Below are 19,240 nucleotides of genomic sequence, written 5' to 3' on the forward strand. Positions count from 1 at the left end.
CTGCAACCTTAATTGCAACCTTAATTCCACCCGTAGCAACTTACCAATATCGCACTGTTTATTCGTGCGAAAAAATCGAACCCAGCTTATCCATGCGCTCCAGCGCCATGCCGGAGCCGCGCACCACGCAGGTCAGCGGATCTTCGGCGACGATGACAGGCAGGCCGGTTTCTTCCATCAGCAGACGGTCGAGGTCGCGCAACAAGGCGCCGCCACCGGTGAGCATCATGCCTTTATCGGCAATATCGGCACCCAGTTCCGGCGGTGTTTGCTCCAGCGCATTCTTGACCGCGGAGACGATATTGTTGAGCGGGTCGGTCAGCGCTTCCAGGATTTCATTGCTGGAAATAGTGAAGGAGCGCGGGATGCCTTCCGACAGGTTGCGTCCCTTGACTTCCATTTCCTTGACTTCCGAACCCGGGAAAGCCGAACCGATGGTTTTCTTGATCATTTCGGCGGTTTGCTCGCCGATCAGCATGCCGTAGTTGCGCCGGATGTAATTGACGATGGCTTCGTCGAATTTGTCGCCGCCGACCCGGATCGAGCCTTTATAGACCATGCCGCCGAGCGAGATGATGCCGACTTCGGTGGTGCCGCCGCCGATATCGACCACCATCGAACCGGTCGCTTCCGACACCGGCAAGCCGGCGCCGATCGCGGCCGCCATCGGCTCTTCGATCAAAAATACCTGCGAAGCGCCGGCTCCCAGCGCCGACTCGCGGATTGCGCGGCGCTCGACCTGGGTTGAGCCGCAGGGCACGCAAATGATGATGCGCGGCGATGGCTTGAAGAACTTGGTGTCATGCACCATGCGGATGAATTGCTTGAGCATTTGTTCGGTGACGGTGAAATCGGCGATCACGCCGTCTTTCATCGGACGAATCGCTTCGATGTTGCCGGGCACTTTGCCCAGCATTTGCTTGGCTTCCTTGCCGACTGCCATGATGGTTTTTTTGCCGTTCGGCCCGCCCTCCTGGCGAATCGCGACCACCGACGGTTCATCCAGCACGATACCCAGGCTACGCACGTAAATCAACGTGTTGGCGGTACCCAGATCGATGGCCAGATCATTCGAAAAATAATTACGTAAAAATCCAAACATGAATTGTCCTGATGCGCAACAATAGTGCGCTTAAGCATTTTGAGGTGGTTGTGAGTGCCTGCAGCGATACTACGCGCGCGCCAGCAAGGCAATAACCGGGCATTCTACCTTATAATTCAGTGGAACCATGGCCAAACACAGGCCAAACTCAGGTCGCAAACTATTGCATATAGCGCAATTTTGACGCGGTTTTGCACCACCCAAATACTTTTCCCATCCTTTCATGCGCACTCAAGCGCCAGCCAGCCATGTCATTAACCATTTCCGACGTCAAACGTATCGCCCACCTGGCGCAACTCGAACTGAGTGAAGCGCAAGCCGCCACCTCGCTGGTGCAGCTCAATGGCATCTTTGCGCTGGTCGAACAAATGCGCGCAGTCGATACCACCGGCATCGAACCGTTGAGCCATCCGATCGCTGCCTATATGCCAAATCTGGCGCTGCGGCTGCGCGAAGACGTGGCGACCGAGCCCAACCGGCGCGAAGATTATCAAAACGTCGCCCCTGCCATCCAGGACGGCTTGTATCTGGTGCCCAAAGTGATCGAATAATTCATCGAATAATCAATGTCCTGCGGCGTCTGCGGAAGACGTGCGGACCGGACTCAGGCCACAACGAATTTCGAAAAAGTAAGGAGTATCATCATTTTTATGGCGTTTTTCGCATAATTTTATTGCGCCCATAAAATATACTCTCCAATAGAGAGCGAAGTGAGTCGCACCGCAACTTTCACGTTAAAAGAATACCGACCTCATGCATACCAAAACCATCAAGCAACTCTCGGCGCTGCTCCAGGCCAAACAGATTTCCGCCACCGAACTGGCGGCGCTGCATCTGGAGCGCATTAAACACAGCGATCTGAATGCTTTCCTGCATGTGGATGCAGCGTTGACCTTGCAGCAGGCCGCAGCCGCCGACGCCCGCATTGCCAGCAATCAAGCCACGCCGCTAACCGGGATTCCGATCGCGCACAAGGATATTTTCGTCACGCGCGGCTGGCGTTCGACTGCCGGCTCAAAGATGCTGGAAAATTACACCAGCCCGTTCGATGCCGCGGTGGTGGAGCAATGCAATGCGGCCGGCATGGTGACGTTGGGCAAGCTCAATTGCGACGAATTCGCGATGGGCTCCGCCAATGAAAACTCGTTCTTCGGCCCGGTCAAAAATCCCTGGGACAAGCGCGCGGTGCCGGGCGGGTCCAGCGGCGGTTCGGCCGCCGCACTGGCGGCGCGCTTGACGCCGGCTGCCACCGGCACCGACACCGGCGGCTCGATTCGCCAGCCGGCCGCGTTGTGCGGCATCACCGGCATCAAGCCGACCTACGGCCGGGTGTCGCGCTTCGGCATGATCGCCTTTGCCTCCTCGCTGGATCAGGCCGGCCCGATGGCCAGGACGGCCGAAGATTGCGCGCTATTGTTAAGCACGATGGCCGGTTTCGATGCGCGCGACTCGACCAGCCTCGAATGCGGCAAAGGCGGCGACGTTGAGGACTACAGCCGCGACCTGCATCAACCGCTGCAAGGCTTGCGCATCGGCCTACCGAAAGAATATTTCGGCGCCGGGCTGGCGTCCGACGTCGAACAAGCGATCCGCGCCGCGTTGCAGGAATATGAAAAGCTCGGCGCCACCTTGGTCGATATCTCGCTGCCGAACACTGCGCTGTCGATTCCGGTGTATTACGTGATCGCGCCGGCCGAAGCATCATCCAACCTGTCCCGTTTCGACGGCGTGCGCTACGGCCATCGCGCCGAAAAATACACGGACTTGTCGGACATGTACAAAAAGACCCGCGCCGAAGGCTTCGGCGAGGAAGTCCAGCGCCGCATTCTGGTTGGCTCCTACGTGCTGTGCCACGGCTATTACGATGCGTATTACCTGCAAGCGCAAAAAATCCGACGCCTGATCGCGCAAGACTTCCAGCACGCGTTTGCCCAATGCGACGTCATCATGGGGCCGGTGGCGCCCAGCGTGGCGTGGGATCTGGGCGACAAGACCGACGATCCGGTCGCCAATTATCTGGCCGACATTTTCACCTTGTCGACCAGTCTGGCCGGCTTGCCGGGGATGTCGATCCCGTGCGGTTTCGGCCAAGGCGAAAAGAATGCGCAGCGCCCGGTTGGGCTGCAAATCATCGGCAATTATTTTGCCGAAGCCAAGTTGCTCAACGTCGCCCACCAGTTCCAGCAAGCGACCGACTGGCATCAGCGCGCACCGGCCAACATTTAAAATCGACACAGACGCTTTAATAGCGAGCAAGGACACTATGCAATGGGAAGTCGTAATCGGTCTTGAGACGCACGCTCAGCTCTCGACCCAATCAAAAATTTTCAGCGCGGCATCGACCCGTTTCGGTGCCGAACCTAACACGCAGGCTTGCCCGGTCGATCTGGCGCTGCCCGGCGTATTGCCGGTGATGAACCGGGGCGCAGTCGAACGCGCGATCCAGTTCGGGCTGGCGATTGGCGCCACCATTGCGCCGCAATCGATTTTTGCGCGCAAGAATTACTTTTATCCCGACCTGCCGAAAGGCTATCAGATCAGCCAGTTCGAGATTCCGGTAGTGCAAGGCGGCCGCGTGCCTTTCATGATGGAGCAGGACGGCAAGACCGAGTTGCGCTCGGTGCAACTAACGCGCGCCCATCTGGAAGAAGACGCCGGCAAATCGCTGCACGAGGATTATCACGGCATGACCGGCATCGACCTGAACCGGGCCGGCACTCCGCTGCTGGAAATCGTCACCGAACCCGACATGCGCAGCGCCGCCGAAGCGGTGGCTTACGCCAAATCCTTGCACGCATTAGTAATGTGGCTCGGCATTTGCGACGGCAACATGCAGGAAGGCTCGTTCCGCTGCGACGCCAACGTCTCGGTGCGCCCGCTCGGCCAGAAAGAATACGGCACCCGCTGCGAGATCAAGAACCTGAACTCGTTTCGCTTCATGGAAGATGCGATCAACTACGAAGTGCGACGCCAGATCGAACTGATCGGCGACGGCGGCCGGGTGGCGCAGGAAACCCGGCTGTACGACCCGGACAAGAAGGAAACCCGCTCGATGCGCAGCAAGGAAGACGCGCAGGATTACCGCTACTTCCCCGACCCCGATTTGCCGCCGCTGGTGATTGGCCCAGACTGGATCGAGCGCGTCAGAGTCGCCATGCCGGAACTGCCGGACGCGATGCGCGAACGCCTGATCCGCGATTACGCGCTGCTCGAATACGATGCGGCAATGCTGACCCAATCGAAAGCGCTGGCGCTCTACTTCGAGGCGGTAGTCCTCAAGACTGGCCCGGAACAAGCCAAAGCAGCCGCCAACTGGCTGATGGGTGATGTTGCATCGACCCTGAAGCGCGCCAACATCGACATCGCGGCCAGCCCGGTATCTGCCGCGCAACTGGCGCTGCTGTTGCAACGGATCGCCGACGACACCATTTCCAACAAAATCGCCAAGGAAGTGTTTGCGGCGATGTGGGAAGCCGGCCCGGAGCACGACGACAGCGCCGACCGCATCATCGAAGCCAAGGGCCTGAAGCAGATTTCGGACAGCGGCGCGCTGGAAACCATCATCGACACGGTGATGGCCGACAACGCCAAACTGGTCGAGGATTTCCGCGCCGGCAAGGAGAAAGCCTTCAACGCGCTGATCGGCCAGGCGATGAAAGCCACCAAAGGCAAAGCCAATCCAGCCCAGGTGACGGCCCTGCTGAAACAGAAACTTGCTGAATAAGCAGGGAGTATAGGAAAATACATGCAAATTACCGCATGTATTTCGTGCATATTAAAAAATACATATTGATGTATATTGCAGTCTATGAACCTGACCACGCCCGCCTTGCTGTTCCCGGCAATCTCATTGCTGCTGCTGGCCTACACCAACCGCTTCCTGGTGCTGGCGCAGTTGATACGTCAGCTGCACAGCCAGTACAAAAAAGATGATCAAAAGGTGCTTGTGGTGCGCCAGATTACCAATCTGCGCCACCGCATCACGCTGATCCGGCGCATGCAGGCGCTCGGCGTGATGAGCTTCATTCTGTGCGCGGTCGCCATGTTTCTGGTGTTCATTCAGCTGGAGCTGGCCGCCCAGCTTGCCTTTGGAGTCAGCCTTTTCCTGCTGCTGCTGTCGCTGATTTTTTCCTTGTATGAAATCACCATCAGCACCCGCGCGATTGAAATCGAACTGGAAGACCTGGAGCAAAAGCTCAATGCGCCGATGTAATTTCTTTCGCATTCACGCCTGAACGCGAAGACGAGGCACCGCCACCAATAGCAACGTTTGACGTGATTAACGCAGCGCGTTAATATCGACCCATGCCGATACAATCATTCAAAAACAAGGAAACGGCTGCTATTTTCGCCGGCCAGGAGGTAAGGAAGCTCCCACGCGAAATGCAATCTTTGGCAAAGATAAAGCTGGCCTTGATCGACGCCGCAAAGCTGGCTGAGGATCTTCGCGTTCCTCCTGGGAACATGCTTGAAAAACTGATTAGCACGCGAAAAGGGCAGTGGAGCATTCGCATTAACCGGCAATGGCGTATCTGCTTCAATTTCGATGACGACACTGGCAACGCGTCCCATGTTGAAATCTGTGATTACCACTAGGAAGGTGGATTGAGATGACTATTAACCGGAACGACCTCCGCAATACCGATTTTTCCGATGTAACTACCGGCAACGCCATCAAGTCGGCCACGCCTGGTCAAATCCTGAAATCCGAGTTCCTGGACCCGTTTGGGATCACGCAGTATCGCCTGGCAAAATCGATTGAGGTGCCGCCGCAACGGATCGGCGCGATCATATCCAATGGCCGCGCAATAACTGCCGACACCGATCTGCGCCTGTGTCACTTCTTCAAGCTATCGGATGGATTTTTCCTGCGCTTGCAGGCACAGCACGACCTGGAAGTTGCGCGCACTAGCTTGGGGGATGCATTAGAGCGCATGCCGCACTACGAAGAAGTGCTGCACGCGGCTTGAATCGGCCAACTCGCGCAGCCCATGCTATGTGCGCTTTCTCGCTTTCGCATTCACGCCTGAACGCGAAATCGGATCACACCCCGTAGCGCTGCCGGTAAGCTGCCACGGCGTCCGCATATTGCGCCAGTTGCGGATTGACGCCGGCGGCTGAAATATATTCCAGCAAGTCGTCCAGGTTGCCAATCGAGATCACCTCCATCCCATAGTTGCTGCTCACTTCCTGCACCGCCGAATGTGCGGAAAGCGCAGCGTCGCTGCCGCTGCGCTCCATCCGGTCGAGCGCGATCAGCACTGCGCAGGGCTGTGCGCCGGCGGCGCGGATCAGTTCGACCGATTCGCGCACCGAAGTGCCGGCCGAAATCACGTCGTCGATGATCACTACCCGCCCCTGCAGTTTGGCGCCGACGATGCTGCCGCCTTCGCCGTGGTCCTTGGCTTCCTTGCGGTTGTAGGCGAACGGCACATTGCGGCCTTTTTGGGCCAGCGCCACCGCAGTGGCCGAGGCCAGCGTGATGCCTTTGTAAGCCGGGCCGTACAGCATGTCGAATTCGACCCCGGAATCGAGCAGCGTCTGGGCATAGAATTCGGCCAACTGGCCCAAGGTCTGGCCGTAGTTGAACAAGCCGGCATTAAAGAAATACGGCGAGTTGCGGCCCGCCTTGGTGACGAATTGGCCGAATTGCAGCACGCCGGCATCGACCGAAAATGCAATAAATTGTTGACGTAAATTATTCAAAATATCCTCAGCAACTGTGATCTGACAAAACGTCAGTGATTAATTCAGGTAATTCGATAGAACGCTATTTTAAAGCCATCGCAGCAGATTGATAGCGCAACCCAATCCTCCTCTGCCGCAAAATTATCGTGTTTCGGTTATTCTGCGAACTCACCAAACACGCCTGCCTGCACATTTATGCCGACCATTATTTCCGCCAACCTCAACGGCATCCGCTCCGCCAGCAAAAAAGGTTTTTTCGACTGGATGCAAAAACAGGATGCCGATTTTATCTGCGTCCAGGAACTCAAGGCGCAAGCCGCGGACATGAGCCCCGAGATGCTGGCGCCCGCCGGCTATCACGGCCATTTCCATTACGCGCAAAAGAAAGGCTATTCCGGCGCCGGCATTTACAGCAAAGTCGAGCCGGACGCGGTGCAAATCGGTTTCGGCAATCCCGAATTCGACGCCGAAGGCCGCTATGTGCGCTGCGACTTCGGTAACCTGACCGTGATTTCAGTGTATTGCCCGTCGGGCTCGTCCTCGCCGGAACGCCAGGAAGCCAAATTCCGCTTCATGCTTGCGTTCCAGGCCCATCTGATCGGCCTGAAGGCGGAAGGACGCGAGTGCGTGATTTGCGGCGACTGGAATATCGCACACCATGAAATCGACCTGAAAAACTGGAAAGGCAACCGGAAAAATTCCGGCTTCCTGCCCGAAGAACGAGCATGGATGACGCAATTGTTCGACGAAATCGGCTTTGTCGATGTCCACCGCACCATCGATTCCCGCGCCGAGCAATACACCTGGTGGAGCAATCGTGGCCAGGCCTGGGCCAAAAACGTCGGATGGCGCATCGATTATCACGTCGCCACGCCCGGTATCGCCGGCAAGGCCAGCAGCGTGGCAATTTACAAGGACGAGCGTTTTTCCGACCACGCGCCGCTGACCATCAGCTACAGCGCCCAGAAATAACAATCAACAATCGGCATTCAGATCGTCGTTCAACTGCAGCAGACGGTCGTATGGCGGCTGGCTCAGGAAAGTGCGCACTTGCGCGATATGGGTTGCTGTGGCCAGGCTGATGTATAAGAACTGCAAGCGTTGCGGCCGCTGCCGCAAGATGCGGTTCAGGGTCACCTTCAGCGTCAGATTGCCGACGCAGCACAGGCAGCCTGGGGCGATGCGGGCCGCTTGCGCCAGAACTGGGTTGTGCTGCGGATCGAGGGCGGCGGCTTGCTGCGACAGGCCGCTCGGCAAGCCTTCCAGGATCAGCGCGATGCTGCCGTCGGATGTGGAATGGGCTGCGGGCCGGATTGCGGCCGCGATTGCGCCCTCGCGCGCGGCGGCGTGGGCGCCAGTCACCAGCGTGACGCACACGAGCACTTGGCCCTGCTCAACACCGGTTTCCAGGTTCAATTTTCCAGGCGCGACTATTCGGCTCAACTATTCGGTTCCGGCGGAGCCTCAAGCGCTGCGTCGCCTTGCAGCTTGCGGGCGGCTTTTACGGATTCGATGCCGAGCTGTTTGAGTTTTCGGTACAGATGGGTGCGCTCCAGCCCAGTCCTGTCGGCCACCCGCGTCATACTGCCGCCTTCGCGCGCCAGATGGTGTTCAAAATACACCCGCTCAAAAGCGTCGCGCGCCTCGCGCAGGGGCAATTCAAAGGTCATCGCAAAAAATTGCGGTTCGTTGATTGCGGCGTTTGCCGGCAGCGCAAGCGCTGCCGGCTCGGCAGCAGTTCTGGTCGCCGTCGCAGTGGCGGGCGCAATGGATGGCGCGGAACTGGCGGCCGGCAGCGCTTTTGCGTAGGCAGAAGAAACCCGCATCGGGTTAATGCTCTTCGACAAGCCTTGCTGGACCGCCTTCAATAGCTTTTGCAGCGCGATCGGCTTTTCCAGAAAGTTAATGGCGCCGATGCGGGTAGCCTCGACTGCGGTGTCGATCGTTGCGTGGCCGGACATCATGATCACCGGCATCGTCAACAAACCTTCGCGCTGCCATTCCTTGAGCAGGGTTACGCCATCGGTATCCGGCATCCAGATATCCAGCAGCACCAGATCCGGCGCGCCGGCGGCGCGCTGCTGACGGGCTTGTTCGGCATTTTCTGCAATCTGGACCGCATGACCTTCATCGCTCAGAATTTCTGAAAGCAATTCACGGATACCCATTTCATCATCGACGACGAGGATATTTGCCATAACAATTTGTTTCCCTAATAATATTTTTGCAACATTATTTTAGCCTACTGCCGTCAAGGCAGTAATAATGGTGTTTCTTCTGATGACTTATTTGCCAGCTTATTTGCCAGCTTATCTGCCAACTTATCTGCCAACTTCAGCAGTACGATCCGGATCGTTGTGCCGCTGCCATCGGTGCGGTTTTGGATGTCGATCCGGCCGCCATGTTCATCGACTATCTTTTTCACCATTGCCAGGCCGAGCCCGGTGCCGCGCGGCTTGGAGGTCACATAGGGCTCGAACGCAGAAGCCAGTATCCGGGGCGAAAAGCCGCTGCCATTGTCGATGATCGACAAACGTACCGCGGTCCGGGTGTCGCCTTCGCCCTGGTAATGGATGGTTTCGGTATGCACGTCGATGCGTGGCGCCGGGTCGTCTGCGTTGCTCTGGCTAGTGCGTTCATTGACTGCATCCTGGGCATTCTGCAGCAGATTATGGACCACTTGACGCAGTTGAGTCGGGTCGCCCAGGAGTTCCGGCAAATCGGGGTCCAGCGATAAGTGAATGGTGTCACTGGCGTCGTTGCTCAGATATAACTGCAGGGTTTCCCGGATCAACGCATTCAGATCGAGCGGCGCCAATACCGCCGGCGGCGTTCTGGCGTAATCGCGGAAACTATCGACCATGTGCTTCATCGCTGTGACCTGGTTGACGATGGTGGCGGTGCCTTTGTCGAGCAGGGCGGCATCTGCGGCCGAGAGCTTGCCGCGCAACTTCATTTGCAAACGCTCGGCCGAGAGCTGGATCGGCGTCAGCGGGTTCTTGATTTCATGCGCGAGGCGGCGCGCCACCTCGCCCCAGGCCAGCGAACGCTGCGCCGAAATGACGTCTGAAATATCGTCGAACACGACCACGTAACCATTGCCGTTGCCGGTATCCAACGGCAAATTCGAGCCGCGCGCCAGCAGCGTGATGGCGTGGTCAATCTCGGTGCCGGCCGGCTGACGCGGAATTTCGATTTGCTGCTGCCAGTGCAGTTTGGCCCCAGCCTCGTCGCCGGCGGCGATTTGCGCACTTTGCTTGGAAAAAGCCTGGATTACCGCGCTTGAAAATGCAGTCAGTCCATCGATGCGCGACAGCGGCTGACCGAGTGACTCAGCCAGCGGCTGTTGCAGGATGCGCTCCACTGAAGCATTGCAGGAAACCAGCCTGAATCCAGTGTCGAGCACCATCACGCCGGCCGACATATTCGCCAGCACCGACTCCAGATAGGCTTTCGCGTGTTCCAGCGCCGCACTGTTGCGCTCGACCGTATTGCGGGCATCGAATAATTGCCGCGTCATCGCATTGAACGATTGCGTCAAGGTGCCCAGCTCGTCCGGGGTGGCGACAATCGGACGCGGCGACAAGTCGCCCTCGGCCACCGCTCTGGTGCCCTCGGCCAGCAGCAGCAACGGCTTGGCCAGGCCGCTGGCGATCAGGAAGGCGCTGACGATGGCGGCGAAGATCGCCAGCAGCAAGGTCAGCGTCAGGGTCACGATGTAGATCTTGCGTAAGCCCGAGCGCGCCAGCGAACGCTGCTGGTATTCGCTGTAAGCCACTCGCAAATCTTCGGCATTACCCGCCAGATGGGCCGGCACCGGCTGTAACAGTTGCAGGAAAGTGGTTTCGTTTTGCAGCGATAGCGAGTTGGCGGAGGCCGGCAGCTGCATGACCACCCGCAGCCGCAATGCCGGCTGGTCGCTGGCATTCGCGCTGGCATCCGGGCCCGCATTCTTTCCAAAATCGGCGCCGGGGTCGGTGCCGCCCTCGATGGCGGCAAAGCCGCGGCTCAGGCGCGCCTTGCGCAGCGCTGCGGCGTTCGGCAAATCCGGCAGCAAACTGGTCAGGCTACCGCCAGCGGTGGCGATCACGCGCCCGCCGGCGCTTAATATCGTGGCTTCCTGAATCTGACTCTGCTCGCGCAGCCGCGACAGCCGGAACGGCAGTTCACTGTCCGGCACGTCGGCCAGTTCCTGAACCACAATGCGGGCTTTCGACTGCAAGTCGTTGAGCGACTCGTCCAGCGCCGCGCGGCCGAGGTTGAGGCCGGATTCCAGCGCAGCTTCGACCCGCACATCGAACCACGATTCAATCGAACGCGAGACGAATTGCACCGAAACCAAATAGATCAGCGCGCCCGGCAGAATGCCCATCAGCGCGAACAGCAATACCAGCCGGGCCATCAATCTGGAACCAAATTTGCCGCGCCGGTAACGCTTGTACAGGCGCGTCAGCAACACTATTACCGAACCCAGCAAAACCACCGCAACCAGCGCATTCAAGCCCAGCAGCCAGGGGTAATTTTGCTCGAAAAAACTGGAATTATCGGACGCCGAAGCCAGCAGGAACAGCAGGATGCTCATGATGCCGATGCCGGCAACCAGCGCATACCGCATGGTCCGTGTCACGGCTGTTCCGCCTTGAAACTGAAGTGCTTCCAGTCGGAGGCCATTTGCCAGTCGCTGTTATTGAGCGCGTTGACCTGGAACGGCTTGGCCAGCTGCGTCACGTCGAGCCGCATGCGCACCGCGACCTGATAAGTTACGCCCGCTTTCAGCGCACCCTTGTCGGCCACCAGCCAGCGCCCCGGATGCCGGATCAGCGACAGCGCATCGTCGAGCGTGGCAAAACTCTGCTGCAAGCTGCCGCTGACGGCGGCGTGGTAGCGCCGCGTCAGCACATTGTAGGAAATGCGCACGGTGCGCGAAGCCAGCAGCGCATTCTCATCGAACCAATACCAGCGCGGCCGCGTCAGCTCCAGCTCGGTGGTAAACGAGAGCGGCACGCCGCGCATGATCGCATCTTCCAGACCGCGATTGAGTTGAAACGAAAAACTGGCCAGGAGCTTATATCCCTCCTCCGTCGCCTCCAGCTGTGCCTGCACGGTTTCGACCGCATCGCCGGCGCGTGCGGCCAGCGGCAAATGCGCCAGCAAGGCCAGCAGGCAGCAGGTCAGAAGATGGAATAAGCGTCTAGTCACGCGTTTGGGGCCCGGTTAGCACGTTGTTCAAGGTTATTTAGTCGGAAGCTTTTTGAAACAAGGCATAAAACAAGCCATCGTGATCGTCCAGCAGCTCGGTAGCCGGCAGCAATTGGCCGGGCGCGGACAAGCGCCGGGCCTGGTTGCGCACCGCAAAAGCGGCGGCCTGCGCCTCCGACTCTTGCGGCCAGACTGAGCAAGTAACAAACAGCAATTTACCACCGGGGCGCAGCATGCGCCAAAGATTGTCGAGTATCTGCGCGGAAAGCGTCGCCAGTTGCGCGCTATCGCTCTTGCGGCGCAGCCAGCGGATATCCGGATGGCGGCGCACGATGCCGGACGCGGTGCAGGGCACATCGGCCAGGATGCGGTCGAACAATTGGCCGTCCCACCAGTAGCGCGCTTGCGCATCGCCGGTCTTCAGGGTCGCCTGCAATTGCAGGCGCTGCAGGTTTTCTGCGATCCGGGGCAAGCGCCGGGCATCGTTGTCGAGCGCGATCAGCTCGATATTGGCGGACTCCAGCAAATGCCCGGTCTTGCCGCCCGGCGCAGCGCAGGCGTCCAGCACCCGCATCCCTTGCTGGACGTCCAGCAAGGGCGCGGCCAATTGCGCGGCGGCGTCCTGCACCGACACCAGCCCGTCCATGAAACCGGGGATTTGGCTCACCGGCAGCGGTTTTTCCAGCCGCAGCGCGGAGGGGCCGATCTGGGTCGCGGCCATGCCATTGGCAGCCAGCAAGGCCAGATAGTCGGCCATCGTGGTCTGGCGGCGATTGACGCGCAAGGTCAGCGGCGGCGCAGTATTGCCGGCCTGCAGAATCGCTTGCCAGTCTTTCGGATACGCGGCTTGGGCGGCGGCGATCCACCAGGCCGGATAATTCCAGACTGCTGCCGGTTGCTTGAGCGCTTCCTCCAGCAAGGCGTCGCGTTCGCGCAGGAAGCGCCGCAAGACCGCATTCACCATGCCCTTCGCGTGCGCCATGTCGCCATGTGAAGAAGCTGCGGTGACGGCTTGATCGACCACCGTGAAGACTTCATAAGGCAGCGCCTCGGCCGGGTCGTCCGGCGGGCTGATCAGGGCCAGCGCGCAGCACAACAGGCTGTGCAGGATGGCTGGATCGGGCTGTTTCTTGGCCAGCAGCGACAGCAGCACTTCGCTGCGGCCGAGCCCGCGCATGGCGCGGTAAGCGATATCCTGAATCGCGCCGCGCGCCGTCACCGGGGTATTGTTTTGCGCAATCACTTTGGCCAATGCCAGCGGCAAGGCGGTGCCGCTGCGCACCATCGCGACCGCTTGTGCGGCGCGCAGCAGTGAGTAGGAAAGGGAATCTATTTTCAGAGTGGACAAGTTGGATGTGGTCACGGGTATTTTTCGTAATGTGTTGTGCGGCAAGCTTTAGCACCAGGCGCTTGCATCAGGCGGGTACGAATTATGACGCATTGCATGGCGGCGCCGGCAGGGCATTCATAATCGCCGCTGGCGGATTTTTCACGCTATTACGATACTACTGCGGTGTATTTTTTTCTGCGCAATGATTTAATGCGAAAATACATGCATTTATCTGCATACTCCCGCATATTTACATTGGAAAATGCAGGGAAAAACGCCCTGGCGGCGTCAGACGCCCCACATAATGTCCTGGCCGTCCTTGTGCGCGGCGCGCAGCATTTCCAGCAGCGGATAGACCCGCGCCGAAAACGAAACGATGGCACTGGCCTGATGCGCATTGTCATCGTCCTCATCGTCGGGCTGCACTTTGTCAGACGCCGCGCGCAGCCGGCTGGCGGCGATTTCTGCTTCCAGCGTGGCGATCGCGCCGGCGGTTTCGGCGGCAGTGATGACGCCGCGCTCGAGATCCTTGTGCAGCAGATCGAGAATGCGTTTTGCATGCTCCTTGTACATGATGACTTCGGCGGCGGCTTTGGATTTGAACGTGATCAGCATGGCGATGCTCCGTGGAGTTAATTCGTTTCATTTATAGCACGAGTTGCCAATCCGGTTGCGGCGATTGCGCCGCGCGTTTTCATCCCATCGGGATTGGCGCCAATACGGTGCCCGAGCAGTCGCCAAAGCCGATGCGCCGGAAGCCGGGGCGCTGGCAATAGCCGCGCAGGATGACCGTATCGCCATCTTCGAGCCAGCTCCGGGTCTCGCCGCTGGCGAGCGTCAGCGCCTGCTTGCCGCCCTGGCTGAGTTCCAGCAATGATCCGCCCTGCTCGGGCCTCGGGCCTGACAGGGTGCCGCTGCCGAGCAGGTCGCCGTCGCACAGGTTGCAGCCATTTGCCGTGTGGTGCGCGATCAACTGGGCCACGCTCCAGTAGGCGTCGCGGTAGTTGGAGCGCGTCAGGCGTTCGGCCGGGGTTCCCGCTGCGCGCATCGCTGCGGTTTGCAGCCACACCTCCAAGCTGATATCGATGCCGCCGCTGGAACGATTTTCCGGCGAATCCAGATACGGCAATGGCTCCGGGTCCGCTTCCGGGCGCTGCAACGGGACCCGAAACGGTTGCAACGCTTCCAGCGTGACCATCCACGGCGACACCGTGGTGGCAAAGTTCTTCGACAGGAACGGCCCCAGCGGTTGATATTCCCAGGCTTGGATGTCGCGTGCGCTCCAGTCGTTGAGCAAGGTGAAGCCAAACAGATGTTGCTCGGCGTCAAGCATAGAAATCGGCTCGCCCAGGGCGTTCGGGGTCGAGATCAGCGCGCCGAGTTCCAACTCGTAGTCGAGCCGTTTCGATGGCCCGAAAATCGGCGTGGAAGCGCCAGCAATCATGGTCTGACCGCGTGGCCGGCGGAAGCTTTGGCCGCTGGCGCAAATCGACGAGGCCCGGCCGTGATAACCGATCGGCACCCATTTGTAATTGGGCAGCAACGCGTTGTCGGGCCGAAACAGCTTGCCCACGGTCAGCGCGTGATGGATGCCGGTGTAGAAGTCGGTGTAGTCGCCAATCCGGCACGGCAAGCCCATCTCCACCTCAGCCTGCGGCACCAGCGCGCCGCAGGCGCACCATTCGTCCTGGCGGGCGCTGCCGAGCGTGAGGCCTTGCGACACCGCCACGCGCAGCGCTTCGCGCACTGCGCGCCCGCTGCGCATCAGGCGGTTCATGTCGTCGGAATCGATCAGTTTTGCGCGTTTCAGGTCGAGCACCTGGTCGCCGATGGCGATGCCGATGCGCCAGTCCATGTCGGCACCGGCGCTGCGGCGGAAGCGTCCGAACGGCAGATTCTGCAGCGGGAAATCGGTCGCCGGATCGTTGGCCGAGGCCACCCAGCTCAATAGCGCCGGATCGAGGGTGCTGGTTAATGTTGTGTCCGGTGTATTCGGCGTGTTCATTCGCACCCTTTTCAGTGTTTTTTAAATTCGCTGGCATGCAGGAAGGCCGCATGTTTCGGCGCGCGCCTGGTGCGCGACCATTCTTCCAGCATGTCCCATTTCACCGCGTCCAGCTTGGCCAGCAGCGCCGCTTCTGCGGGGTCGGGACAGGCCAGCTCCAGCCGGTGGCCATTCGGGTCGAAAAAGTAGATCGAATGGAACATGCCGTGGTCGGTGACGCCCAGCACCGCAACCCCGTTCGCTTCCAGATGCGCCTTGAATTCGAGCAACTCAGCGCGGTCCCTGACCCTGAAGGCGATGTGCTGGACCCAGTCCGGCGTGTTGGGGTCGCGTCCCATCTCGGGCCTGGTGGGCAGTTCGAAGAACGCCAGCACATTGCCCATGCCGGCATCCAGGAACACGTGCATGTACGGGTCCGACTCGTGGGTTGACGGCACTTCGTCTTCGGCAATCGCCAGCACGAAATCCATGTTGAGCATTTTCTGATACCACAGCACGGTTTCTTTGGCGTCGCGGCAACGGTAGGCGACGTGGTGAATTTTTTCGATCTTCATGATGCTGCTCCTCGCAAAGATTTTTGGACTTACGCGGCCTGAATCACGCCGCGCCTTATCTGATCGCGCTCGATCGAATCGAACAAAGCCTTGAAGTTGCCTTCGCCGAAACCGTCATCGCCCTTGCGCTGGATGAATTCGAAGAACACCGGCCCCAGCTGCGTTTTAGAAAAAATCTGCAGCAGCAAGCGTTTTTCGTCTTGATTGCACACGCCATCGAGCAGGATGCCGCGGGCCTGCAGTTCGGCCACCGGCTCGCCATGCCCGGGCAGGCGGTTTTCCAGCATTTCGTAGTAAGTGGCGGGCGGCGCGCTCATCAATGGCACGCCGGCTTGGCGCAGGCTGTCGACGCTGGCGATCAGGTCATCCGAGAGCAGCGCAATGTGCTGGATGCCTTCGCCGTTGAACTGCATCAGGAATTCTTCGATCTGGCCGCCGCTGCCGGCTTCCTCGTTGAGCGGGATGCGGATTTTGCCGTCCGGCGCCGTCATCGCGCGCGAGGTCAGGCCGGTGTACTCGCCCTTGATGTCGAAGTAGCGGATCTCGCGGAAATTGAAGATGCGCTCGTAGAAACTGGCCCAGTAGCGCATGCGGCCGTGGTACACGTTGTGCGTCAGGTGGTCGATCAGCTTGAGGCCGTGGCCGACCGGATGGCGATCGACGCCGTCGATGAATTCGAAGTCGATGTCATAGATTGCGCGGCCTTCCTCGAAGCGATCGATCAGGTACAGCGGCGCGCCGCCGATGCCCTTGATCGCGGGCAGGCGCAGTTCCATCGGACCGGTCTGCAACTCCAGCGCTTGCGCCCCCAGTTCCAGCGCGCGGGCATAGGCCTTGGGCGCGTTTTTGACCCGGAACGCCATGCCGCAGGCCGACGGGCCATGCTCGGCCGCGAAGTACGATGCGACGCTGTGCGGCTCGTTATTGATGATGAAATTGATGTCGCCCTGGCGATACAGCGCCACGTCCTTGGAGCGGTGCAGCGCCACCTTGGTAAAGCCCAGCAGCGCGAACACCGGCTCCAACACATTCGGGGTAGGCGAAGCAAACTCGACGAACTCAAAACCCATCAGTCCCATTGGATTTTCGAAAAGATCAGCCATTGCATTGCTCCTTGTTAACTGATGCTGCGTCCAAAAATGCTGCACACGAAACACACGAAACACACTTCTCTGCCGAAATAAAAAGGATGGTGTTGTTTTCGCGCTTTCATCTCTTGCATACGCCATGCGCAACATCCGTGAATATTATGCTCTTGCGCGATTCCTGGGCCAAGCGGGGCTGCGCCGCTTTCGTTTGCCTTGCTCTCAACAGGATTGTCTCAGGCCGGAACCGCTGTCCCTGGAGCCTGTCGAACCCAGATGGCAGCGGCCGGCGCGATGCAGTCTCTGCCGTCGGACGGTTGTATCTGCGCAACTTTCAGATTAAAAGGATTTCGATGGATATGGCAAATACCTCGGCCAACTCGGCTACTCCAGAAATTGCTGCTGCGTCCACGCTGGACTGCGGTGTTATCGGAAATTGCGCATTCAGCGCGCTGGTGGACCGAATGGGGCGGATGGTCTGGTGTTGCCTGCCGCGTTTCGATGGCGATCCGGTCTTTAATGCTCTGCTTGATGGCTCCGAAAACGGCAGCCTGTGGAGCATCGAGGTCGATAATTTTGCGCGCAGCGAGCAATTTTACGAACCCAACACCGCCGTGCTGATAACCCGCCTGTTCGACACCAAAGGCCGGGGCATCGAGATCACCGACTTCGCCCCGCGTTTCAAGAGCCGCGGCCGCATGTTCCGGCCGCTGATGCTGGTGCGCCGGGTGCGCCCGCTGGACAGCGCAATCCGCATCAGGGTGCGGCTGCGGCCGCGCTTCGACTGGGGCCGGCAGTTGCCTGTCGTCACGCAGGGCAGCCACCACATTCGCTACGTCGGATCGCCCCAAACACTGCGACTCAATACCGACGCCCCGCTGAGTTACCTGTTGACCGAATCATTCTTTGTGCTGGATAAAACGCGCAACTTCATGCTCGGTCCGGACGAGACGCTGGCGGCCGGCATCGACGACACCGCGCTTAGTTTTGAAAAGGAAACTACCGGCTACTGGCGGAACTGGAGCCGGGGTCTGGCCGTGCCATTGGAGTGGCAGGAGGTGGTGATTCGCGCCGCCATAACGCTGAAGCTGTCCTTGTTTGAAGATACCGGCGCGATCATTGCGGCGATGACCACCAGCATCCCCGAAGCACCGGGCAGCAGCCGCAACTGGGACTATCGCTACTGCTGGTTGCGCGACGCTTTTTTCGTAGTGCGCGCTCTGAATAGTCTGGGTGAAGTTGCCACTATGGAAGATTACCTGCGCTGGCTGTCAAACGTGGTGGCGCGCTCCGATGGCGGTCACATCCAGCCGCTGTACGGCATCGGGCTGGAGCAGGAATTGCCGGAGTCGATCCTCGATCATCTGCCCGGTTACCGCAACCACGCGCCGGTGCGCGTGGGCAATCAGGCGCAGGAACATTTTCAGCATGATGTGTACGGCAATATCATTTTGGGCGCGACCCAGGCGTTTCTCGATTCCCGCCTGTTCCACCGCGGCAGCATTACCGACTTCTGCTATCTGGAAGCGGTCGGCGAACAGGCGTTTCGCGTCTATGCCGAGCCCGACGCCGGCATGTGGGAGCTGCGCTCGCGGGCGCGGGTGCACACTTCGTCGGTGTTGATGTGCTGGGCCGCCTGTGACCGGCTGTCCAAGATCGCGCAGACGCTGGCACTCGGCGAGCGGGCGGCGTACTGGCAGCAGCGGGCGCAGATCATTCGCGAACACTTGCTGCGCGATGCCTGGAGCGAGGAACGGCAGGCTTTCGCCGAAAGCCTGGGCGGACGCGATCTGGACGCCAGCGTGCTGCTGATGGCCGAAGTGAATTTCATCGACCCCAAGGACCCGCGCTTTATCGCCACCGTGGACGCTCTCGAGCGTTCTTTGTGCGACGGACCGTACATGCGCCGCTACGAGGCGCCGGATGATTTCGGCGCTCCCGAAACCGCATTCAACATCTGCACCTTCTGGCGTATCGATGCGCTGGCGCGGATCGGCCGCAAAGAACAGGCGCGCGAGATTTTCGAAACCATGCTGAAGGCCCGCAATCATCTGGGATTGCTGTCCGAAGATACGCACCCGGTCACCGGCGAGATGTGGGGAAATTTTCCGCAGACCTACTCGATGGTGGGTTTGATCAACTGCGCGGTGCGCCTGTCCGCCCCCTGGGACAGCGCCATCTAGGCGCCAGATTAAGAAAGAACGCCATGTCGCATCTGGATGGATAGGAGTATGCGATAAACAATGCCATTATCCGCAGGTATCAACTGAGATTTTA

General features: G+C 59.4%; 18 protein-coding genes and 2 pseudogenes. 8 read left to right on the forward strand and 12 right to left on the reverse strand.

Features of this window, described 5'->3' with window-relative positions; all coding sequences use genetic code 11:
- Window positions 1-58: 58 nt before the first annotated feature.
- On the reverse strand, window positions 59-1,102 hold the full coding sequence (locus tag FKCLFG_RS15225) for a rod shape-determining protein (RefSeq protein WP_472613909.1): 1,044 nt from the start codon (window positions 1,100-1,102) through the stop codon (window positions 59-61).
- Between the two features lie 248 nt (window positions 1,103-1,350).
- Between FKCLFG_RS15225 and gatC the strand changes: the two genes are divergently transcribed.
- The 6 genes from gatC to FKCLFG_RS15255 all read left to right on the forward strand — a co-directional run bounded on the left by gatC (window position 1,351) and on the right by FKCLFG_RS15255 (window position 6,072).
- Entirely contained in the window at window positions 1,351-1,653 is a 303-nt protein-coding gene (gatC, locus tag FKCLFG_RS15230; protein WP_472613910.1) for an Asp-tRNA(Asn)/Glu-tRNA(Gln) amidotransferase subunit GatC, read from the forward strand.
- Window positions 1,654-1,855: 202 nt separating this feature from the next.
- The gene (gatA, locus tag FKCLFG_RS15235; RefSeq protein WP_472613911.1) at window positions 1,856-3,328 is read left to right on the forward strand and encodes an Asp-tRNA(Asn)/Glu-tRNA(Gln) amidotransferase subunit GatA; all 1,473 of its coding nucleotides are present in this window, start codon (window positions 1,856-1,858) and stop codon (window positions 3,326-3,328) included.
- A complete protein-coding gene (gene gatB / locus FKCLFG_RS15240) occupies window positions 3,246-4,826 on the forward strand; it encodes an Asp-tRNA(Asn)/Glu-tRNA(Gln) amidotransferase subunit GatB (RefSeq protein WP_472613912.1) in 1,581 nt (526 codons plus the stop codon). The genes gatA and gatB overlap by 83 nt, the downstream gene beginning before the upstream one ends.
- A gap of 84 nt (window positions 4,827-4,910) precedes the next feature.
- Window positions 4,911-5,315: a DUF2721 domain-containing protein gene (locus FKCLFG_RS15245; RefSeq protein ID WP_472613913.1), complete on the forward strand. Its 405-nt coding sequence runs from the start codon at window positions 4,911-4,913 to the stop codon at window positions 5,313-5,315.
- 92 nt (window positions 5,316-5,407) lie between these two features.
- A complete protein-coding gene (locus FKCLFG_RS15250) occupies window positions 5,408-5,698 on the forward strand; it encodes a type II toxin-antitoxin system RelE/ParE family toxin (protein WP_472613914.1) in 291 nt (96 codons plus the stop codon).
- A gap of 14 nt (window positions 5,699-5,712) precedes the next feature.
- Window positions 5,713-6,072, forward strand: coding sequence for a HigA family addiction module antitoxin (locus FKCLFG_RS15255; RefSeq protein ID WP_472613915.1), 360 nt, complete (start codon window positions 5,713-5,715; stop codon window positions 6,070-6,072).
- Window positions 6,073-6,145: 73 nt separating this feature from the next.
- On the opposite strand, the gene pyrE is transcribed toward FKCLFG_RS15255, so the two are convergent.
- Window positions 6,146-6,808 carry an orotate phosphoribosyltransferase gene (pyrE, locus tag FKCLFG_RS15260; protein ID WP_472613916.1) on the reverse strand — a complete coding sequence of 221 codons (663 nt, stop codon included), beginning with the start codon at window positions 6,806-6,808 and terminating at the stop codon, window positions 6,146-6,148.
- Window positions 6,809-6,985: 177 nt separating this feature from the next.
- Between pyrE and FKCLFG_RS15265 the strand changes: the two genes are divergently transcribed.
- Window positions 6,986-7,762: an exodeoxyribonuclease III gene (locus tag FKCLFG_RS15265; protein WP_472613917.1), complete on the forward strand. Its 777-nt coding sequence runs from the start codon at window positions 6,986-6,988 to the stop codon at window positions 7,760-7,762.
- 3 nt (window positions 7,763-7,765) lie between these two features.
- On the opposite strand, the gene FKCLFG_RS15270 is transcribed toward FKCLFG_RS15265, so the two are convergent.
- The 10 genes and pseudogenes from FKCLFG_RS15270 to hppD form a co-directional block, all read right to left on the reverse strand.
- Entirely contained in the window at window positions 7,766-8,233 is a 468-nt protein-coding gene (locus FKCLFG_RS15270; RefSeq protein ID WP_472613918.1) for a GTPase, read from the reverse strand.
- A pseudogene (locus tag FKCLFG_RS15275) lies at window positions 8,230-8,454 on the reverse strand (helix-turn-helix domain-containing protein); the annotation flags it as partial. The pseudogene FKCLFG_RS15275 and the gene FKCLFG_RS15270, both read right to left, overlap by 4 nt.
- Before the next feature lie 176 nt (window positions 8,455-8,630).
- Window positions 8,631-8,988 (reverse strand): annotated as a pseudogene (locus FKCLFG_RS15280) (response regulator); the annotation flags it as partial.
- A gap of 53 nt (window positions 8,989-9,041) precedes the next feature.
- Window positions 9,042-11,417: a sensor histidine kinase gene (locus FKCLFG_RS15285; protein WP_472613919.1), complete on the reverse strand. Its 2,376-nt coding sequence runs from the start codon at window positions 11,415-11,417 to the stop codon at window positions 9,042-9,044.
- A complete protein-coding gene (locus FKCLFG_RS15290) occupies window positions 11,414-11,989 on the reverse strand; it encodes a DUF4390 domain-containing protein (protein WP_472613920.1) in 576 nt (191 codons plus the stop codon). The genes FKCLFG_RS15285 and FKCLFG_RS15290 overlap by 4 nt, the downstream gene beginning before the upstream one ends.
- 37 nt (window positions 11,990-12,026) lie before the next feature.
- Window positions 12,027-13,382 carry a 16S rRNA (cytosine(967)-C(5))-methyltransferase RsmB gene (gene rsmB, locus FKCLFG_RS15295; protein ID WP_472613921.1) on the reverse strand — a complete coding sequence of 452 codons (1,356 nt, stop codon included), beginning with the start codon at window positions 13,380-13,382 and terminating at the stop codon, window positions 12,027-12,029.
- Between the two features lie 225 nt (window positions 13,383-13,607).
- Window positions 13,608-13,934 (reverse strand): DUF1840 domain-containing protein, encoded by a 327-nt coding sequence (locus FKCLFG_RS15300; RefSeq protein WP_472613922.1) that lies wholly within the window; start codon window positions 13,932-13,934, stop codon window positions 13,608-13,610.
- A gap of 79 nt (window positions 13,935-14,013) precedes the next feature.
- Window positions 14,014-15,324: a fumarylacetoacetase gene (fahA, locus tag FKCLFG_RS15305; protein ID WP_472613923.1), complete on the reverse strand. Its 1,311-nt coding sequence runs from the start codon at window positions 15,322-15,324 to the stop codon at window positions 14,014-14,016.
- Between the two features lie 11 nt (window positions 15,325-15,335).
- Entirely contained in the window at window positions 15,336-15,878 is a 543-nt protein-coding gene (locus tag FKCLFG_RS15310) for a VOC family protein (RefSeq protein ID WP_472613924.1), read from the reverse strand.
- Between the two features lie 29 nt (window positions 15,879-15,907).
- Complete coding sequence (gene hppD, locus FKCLFG_RS15315; protein WP_472613925.1) at window positions 15,908-16,981, reverse strand: 4-hydroxyphenylpyruvate dioxygenase; 1,074 nt, start codon at window positions 16,979-16,981, stop codon at window positions 15,908-15,910.
- 335 nt (window positions 16,982-17,316) lie between these two features.
- On the opposite strand from hppD, the gene FKCLFG_RS15320 reads away from it, so the two are divergent.
- A complete protein-coding gene (locus FKCLFG_RS15320; protein ID WP_472613926.1) occupies window positions 17,317-19,146 on the forward strand; it encodes a glycoside hydrolase family 15 protein in 1,830 nt (609 codons plus the stop codon).
- The last annotated feature ends 94 nt before the right edge of the window (window positions 19,147-19,240 follow it).

It is taken from the genome of Gelidimonas denitrificans, from assembly GCF_055694065.1.